The sequence below is a fragment of the Streptomyces sp. NPDC060027 genome, from assembly GCF_042737005.1.
GTDB lineage: Bacteria > Actinomycetota > Actinomycetes > Streptomycetales > Streptomycetaceae > Streptomyces.
On sequence record NZ_JBHWVI010000137.1, the window covers coordinates 1 to 903 of the forward strand.

Annotated in this window: 1 protein-coding gene; it reads right to left on the reverse strand. The window is 74.0% G+C overall.

Going from position 1 to position 903, the window contains the following annotated elements; translation table 11 throughout:
- Positions 1-139: 139 nt before the first annotated feature.
- Positions 140-847: a helix-turn-helix transcriptional regulator gene (locus ACFWBT_RS28250; RefSeq protein ID WP_385705414.1), complete on the reverse strand. Its 708-nt coding sequence runs from the start codon at positions 845-847 to the stop codon at positions 140-142.
- Positions 848-903: the final 56 nt, after the last annotated feature.

A 903-nucleotide genomic window follows, 5' to 3' on the forward strand; every position in this document is an offset into this window, starting at 1 on the left:
GAGACAGGCACCCGAGGGGGGTGCCGCGCCCCGGCATGTTCCACCCCGTTCCCCCCACTGCACGGACCTCTCCCACGCGCCGCCCTCTCACGGCCCCGGGGCGATCCGAACGACACCCCTGGTGCGGTGGCGGAAAGCTTCACCGAGGCGGTGCCTTCCGGTTCCCGGGCGGGGGCGTGAGTGAGGCCAGCGCGGTCGGCCGCACCGCGCCGGCTGCGGCCGAGCCGAGCAGCAGCCGGGTCAGATCATGGGGCTGCGCCTGCTCATCGGTCGAAGCCGCCGCTGTGATGCGGTCGAGCCGGAAGCCCCGGCCGGCCTGTCGCGTGCGACACCAGGCGATGAGGTACCACCGGCCGTCGGCGGTCAGCAGTCCGGCCGGCTCCACCACGCGGTCGCTCTCGCGTCCTGCCGCGTCGCTGTAGGACAGCCGCAGGACCGAGTTCGTGGTGAGGGCCCGCTCCACAGCGGCGCGGACCGTCGAATCGGTCGGGGAGGGCAGGGTGACGATCCGTGCGGCGAGTTCCTGTGCCGCCACCGAGGCGGGACCGGTCATCGAAGCCGCGATCTTCTGGGCCGCCGTGCGGGCCGCGCCGGCGTACGGGGCTGAGGCGTCCGCCGCGGCGAGCGCGACGGCCAGTGCCGAGGCTTCAGCGGCGGTGAAACGGATCGGGGGCAGCGTCATCTCCGGGTCGATCGACCAGCCACCGCCTCGCCCGGGTGTGGCGCGCACCGGGACACCGGCCTCCATCAGCGCCTGGAGGTCTCGCTGCACCGTGCGGGTGTTCACCTCGAATCGCGCGGCGAGCGCTGCGACCCGGCGCGGCCGCCGCGCCCCCCCGCCCCACAATTACACCAAAGCGGAAATCCGCGGAGTGGGGGTAAACCAGCCCCCCCCAAACACCC